5 protein-coding genes are annotated in these 4,797 nt (G+C 65.5%); 3 read left to right on the top strand and 2 right to left on the bottom strand.

From position 1 onward, the window contains the following. On the top strand, positions 1 to 1,283 hold a 1,283-nt coding region (locus tag VOI29_RS22560), incomplete at its 5' end, for a CTP synthase (protein ID WP_323783887.1). A 161-nt stretch (positions 1,284 to 1,444) separates the two neighbouring features. On the opposite strand, the gene VOI29_RS22555 is transcribed toward VOI29_RS22560, so the two are convergent. Continuing rightward, positions 1,445 to 1,825 carry a DUF983 domain-containing protein gene (locus VOI29_RS22555; RefSeq protein ID WP_323783885.1) on the bottom strand — a complete coding sequence of 127 codons (381 nt, stop codon included), beginning with the start codon at positions 1,823 to 1,825 and terminating at the stop codon, positions 1,445 to 1,447. A 154-nt stretch (positions 1,826 to 1,979) separates the two neighbouring features. Here VOI29_RS22555 and VOI29_RS22550 point away from each other — a divergent pair, with 154 nt between their 5' ends. Then, positions 1,980 to 3,350: a PLP-dependent aminotransferase family protein gene (locus tag VOI29_RS22550; RefSeq protein ID WP_323783883.1), complete on the top strand. Its 1,371-nt coding sequence runs from the start codon at positions 1,980 to 1,982 to the stop codon at positions 3,348 to 3,350. A 149-nt stretch (positions 3,351 to 3,499) separates the two neighbouring features. Then, entirely contained in the window at positions 3,500 to 4,402 is a 903-nt protein-coding gene (locus tag VOI29_RS22545) for a fructose bisphosphate aldolase (RefSeq protein WP_323783881.1), read from the top strand. 83 nt (positions 4,403 to 4,485) lie between these two features. Here the strand turns inward: VOI29_RS22545 and VOI29_RS22540 are convergent. Continuing rightward, a partial coding sequence (locus tag VOI29_RS22540; RefSeq protein WP_323783878.1) for a hypothetical protein occupies positions 4,486 to 4,797 on the bottom strand: 312 nt, incomplete at its 5' end.

The raw sequence follows: 4,797 nt of genomic DNA, 5'->3' as shown, positions 1-4,797 counted from the left end.
AGATCAAGGATTTCATCTCGATCTGCGAGGATGAGGTCGACTTCATGCTCTGCGAGATCGGCGGCACCGTCGGCGACATCGAAGGCCTGCCCTTCTTCGAGGCGATCCGCCAGTTTGCCCAGGACAAGCCGCGCGGCGAGTGCATTTTCATGCATCTGACGCTGCTGCCCTACATCAAGGCCTCCGGCGAGCTGAAGACAAAACCGACCCAGCACTCGGTGAAGGAGCTGCGGTCGATCGGTCTGGCGCCGGACATCCTGGTCTGCCGCTCCGAAGGCCCGATCCCGAAGAAAGAGCGCGAAAAGCTGGCGCTGTTCTGCAACGTGCGCCCCGATTCGGTGATTGCCGCGCAGGACCTGAAATCGATCTACGAGGCGCCGCTGGCCTATCACCGCGAAGGCATGGACCAGGCGGTTCTGGATGCCTTTGGCATCGCCCCTGCCCCCAAGCCGAACCTGGCCCGCTGGGAAGATGTGGCCGACCGCATCTACAACCCCGAAGGCGAAGTGAAGGTGGCGATTGTCGGCAAATACACCCAGCTGGAAGACGCCTATAAATCCATCGCCGAGGCGCTGACCCACGGCGGCATGTCGAACCGGGTGAAGGTGAAGATCGAATGGGTCGACGCCGAGCTGTTCGACAAGGAAGACGCCGCCCCCTATCTGCAGGGCTACCATGCGATCCTGGTGCCCGGCGGCTTTGGCGAGCGCGGCACCGAGGGCAAGATCAAGGCGGCGCAATATGCGCGCGAAAACAAGGTGCCCTATCTGGGCATCTGCCTCGGCATGCAGATGGCGGTCATCGAGGCCGCGCGCAACGTCGCGGGCATTGCCGAGGCGGGGTCCGAGGAATTCGACCATGAGGCCGGCAGGAAACGGTTCGAGCCGGTGGTTTATCACCTGAAGGAATGGGTGCAGGGCAACCACAAGGTCAGCCGCAAGGCCGATGACGACAAGGGCGGCACCATGCGCCTGGGCGCCTATGACGCGGCGCTGACCGAAGGCTCCAAAGTGGCCGCCGCCTATGGCAGCACCCATATCGAGGAACGCCACCGCCACCGCTATGAGGTGGACATCAAATACCGCGAAAAGCTGGAAGAATGCGGGCTGAACTTCTCGGGCATGTCGCCCGACGGCCGCCTGCCGGAGATCGTGGAATGGAAAGACCACCCCTGGTTCATCGGGGTGCAGTTCCACCCGGAACTGAAGTCCAAGCCGTTTGCGCCGCACCCGCTGTTTGACGATTTCGTGCGCGCTGCCAAAGACACCTCGCGTCTGGTCTGAGGGAGCGCGCGGCAGGCAGGGGCCTCCCGCCTGCCGCTTGGCTCACATCACGTGAGCAGCGCCCGTTGGGCCCGGCGCCGCTGCGCGGCGCTGGGAAAATACAGAAAAAGGCGGGCCAGCGGCCCGCCTTTTGCCATTTTATTGATTTCCCTCAGGCCGGTTCAGAACCCGTGCATCCGCTTGGCCCATTGATAGGCCACCACCAGCCCCTTCATCCGCGGCAGCATCACCAGCGACGCCCCCGCCGTGATCACCGACATGATGACCGCCAGGGTCAAGGGGTCCGGGCGCAATTGCGTATAGACGATGTGCAGCGCAAAGCCGAGGATGTGGCCGACCACCAGGATGGTCAGATAGGCCGGGCCGTCATCGGCGCGCTGGTGGTGCAGTTCCTGACCGCATTCCGAACAGCCGTCGTTCACCTTCAGATAACTGTGCAGCAGCTTGCCTTCGCCGCAGTTCGGGCAGCGCAGGCGCAGCCCCTTCAGCAAGGCGGGCTTCAGCGCCCGCTGGTCCTGTTGCAAAACATCCATCCCAGTCATCGCAGGTCTCCTCGGGTTTGCCGCCTGATACAGTGATTCCCTCAATGAATGCAATCAATCTGCGATCATTATTATTGCATTCACAGAGGCAATCAGGCATTGAACCGATCAATCATGACACAATGCGCCGGAACACCGGCGGGAGACAGCGCAGATGCCCCCCTGGACCCCTGCCCGCCTGAACAGCGGCAAGCCCCGCTACGTGGAGATCGCCGAGGCGATCAAGGCGGATATCGGCGCGGGCGTGCTGTCCCCCGGCGACCGGCTGCCGCCGCAACGGCGGGTGGCGCAGGATCTGGGGGTGGATTTCTCAACCGTCGCCAGAGGCTACGCCGAAGCGGTGCGGCGCGGCTATATCGAGAGCTTCGTCGGCCGCGGCACATTTGTGAAGGCGCCGGACGCGCTGCCCGAACGCCCCGATCCGCGCCGGGCGCTGGAAGAAGACCCGATGATGAACATGCCGCCGGAGCCGGACGACCCGGCGCTGCTGGCGCAGATGCAAAAGGGGCTGGCGCATGTCTCGGCCAATCTGATGCCGCTGCTGCGCTATCAATCGGTCACCGGCAGCCCGCAGGACCGGGCTGTTGCGGCGGATCTGCTGCAGGCAAACGGCCTGCCCTGCGCGCCGGAACGGCTGGTGATCACGCCGGGCGCCCATGCCAGTCTCTATGCAATCCTGACGATGCTCTGCGCGCCCGGTTCGACCGTATTATGCGAAGCTGTGACCTATCCCGGGCTGCGGTCGATTGCGGCGCGGCTGGGGATCCGGCTGATCGGGCTGGCCGCAGACCGCGACGGCATCCTGCCGGAGGCACTGGAACAGGCCGTCACCGGTCACCGGCCCGCGGCGCTGTATCTGAACCCGACGCTGCAGAACCCGACCACCCGCACCATGCCCGCCGCGCGGCGGCGGCAGGTGGCCGCGGTGCTGCAACAGCATGCGCTGCCGCTGATCGAGGATGACGCCTATTGCTTCGTCGCCCAGGATGCGCCCTCCGCCGTCAGCAGCCTGATCCCGGATCTGGGCTGGCATGTTGCGGGCCTGTCCAAATGTTTCGGCGCCGGGCTGCGGCTGGCCTGCACCACGGTGCCGCAGCGCAGCCTGATGGGGCAGTTCAGCCAGGCGTTGCGGTCGATGCATGTGATGGTGTCGCCGCTGAACCTGGCGCTGCTGGGGCGCTGGATCGAGGACGGCACCGCGGCGCAGATCCAGGCCTTTGTGCGCCAGGCCGCGGCCGCCCGGCAGGCGCTGGCGGCGGAAGTGCTGCAGGTCTGTTCCGCCGATGCGGACCCGCTGGCCTTCAACCTGTGGCTGTCCCTGCCGCGCGGCACCAGCCGGGCCGAAGTAATGGGCCGCATGGCGACCCGCCAGATCGGCATCCTGCCCAGCGATGCCTTCACCGTCACCGGCCAGCCGGAGGAAGCGGTGCGGGTGTGCCTGGGCGGGCCGATCAGCCTGGAAGAGCTGCGCGGCGATCTGATTGCGCTGAATGACGCGGTCACCCGCAAGGACTGGCTGGGCTGACGCCTGCTCCCGCGGCGGCGCACCGCTGCGCGATCTGCTGCCGCAGGCGGCAAATCCTGGCGCCGTTAGCGCAACACCCCGTTGTTTTCCAGCGGATTCGCGGTATAGACAGCGCCAAGACAGACCATTCCCAAGAAGAGTGACGCATTATGGCCAAAGACGCTTCCGTACATCAGGCACAACTCGACCGCATCGCCAACGGCAAGGGCTTTATCGCCGCGCTGGACCAGTCGGGCGGCTCGACCCCGAAAGCGCTGAAGCTTTATGGCGTGAATGAAGACGCCTATTCAAACGACGACGAGATGTTCGCCGAGATCCACAAGATGCGCACCCGCATCATCACCTCGCCGAGCTTCGGCAAGGACCGGATCCTGGGCGCGATCCTGTTTGAGAAGACCATGGACGGTGCGATCGGCGGCACCCCGGCGGCCGAGTATCTGTGGAACAGCTGCGGCGTGGTGCCGTTCCTGAAGGTTGACAAGGGCCTGGCGGAAGAAGCCGACGGCGTGCAGATGATGAAGCCGATGCCGGAGCTGGATGCGCTTCTGGCGCGGGCCAATGACGCCGGTATTTTCGGCACCAAGATGCGCTCGGTCATCAAGGAGGCCAATGCCGCGGGCATCAAGGCGGTTGCCGCCCAGCAGTTCGAAGCGGGCCGGCAGATCGTGGCGGCCGGCCTGGTGCCGATCATCGAGCCGGAAGTGGACATCAATTCCGCGACCAAGGCAGAGGCCGAAGAGGTCCTGAAGGCGGAGATCCTGGAGCAGCTGAATGCCCTGCCCGCGGACTGCAAGGTGGCGCTGAAGCTGACCATCCCGGCCAAACCGGGACTGTACGACGATCTGGCCGATCACGCCAATGTGGTCCGCGTTGTGGCGCTGTCCGGCGGCTACAGCACCGATGACGCCTGCGCCCGCCTGGCGCAGAACAGGAAAATGATCGCCTCGTTCAGCCGGGCGCTGACCGAGGGGCTGAACGCCGCCATGAGCGATGCGGATTACGATGCCGCCTTGGGGGCGAATATCTCAAAGATCTACGACGCGTCGCTGTAAGCCGGCCGCAGATCCGTTGACCAGACAGCCGCGCCTGCGCAGGGCGCGGCTTTTTTATGGCTGGCAGGTCTGAGTCTGGCAGGTCAGAGGCCCGGGCGTCCGGCGCAGCAGACCGCCAGCACCAGCCCGGCACCGCTGAGCAACGGCAGCCAGAGAAACCGCAATGCGGCCGGGGTGAACCAGCCGGGCTGATCCGCTGCCGCCTGTCCCGCGCCGCCGATCCAGGCCCAGAACAGCAGCGCCGAGGCGGAGATCATGACCCCGCTGAAGGCGAGCAGCCAGCGTGCCGAGCTAGGCATCGCCGCCTCTGCCGCAGGTGGCCTGCAGCTGGCGGCAAGCCATCCGCTCAGGCCGCTTCGGTCAGCGACGGGCGCAGGCCGGTGCAGCTGACCTTG

This window comes from Leisingera sp., from assembly GCF_034669605.1.
Taxonomy (GTDB): Bacteria; Pseudomonadota; Alphaproteobacteria; order Rhodobacterales; family Rhodobacteraceae; genus Leisingera.
This window is presented reverse-complemented; position numbering and strand designations above follow the sequence as displayed.

Excerpts from the sequence above, each read along its gene's own strand:
- VOI29_RS22555 (WP_323783885.1), bottom strand. The coding sequence starts at position 1,825 with ATGACTGGGATGGATGTTTTGCAACAGGACCAGCGGGCGCTGAAGCCC.
- VOI29_RS22550 (WP_323783883.1), top strand. The coding sequence starts at position 1,980 with ATGCCCCCCTGGACCCCTGCCCGCCTGAACAGCGGCAAGCCCCGCTAC.
- VOI29_RS22545 (WP_323783881.1), top strand. The coding sequence starts at position 3,500 with ATGGCCAAAGACGCTTCCGTACATCAGGCACAACTCGACCGCATCGCC.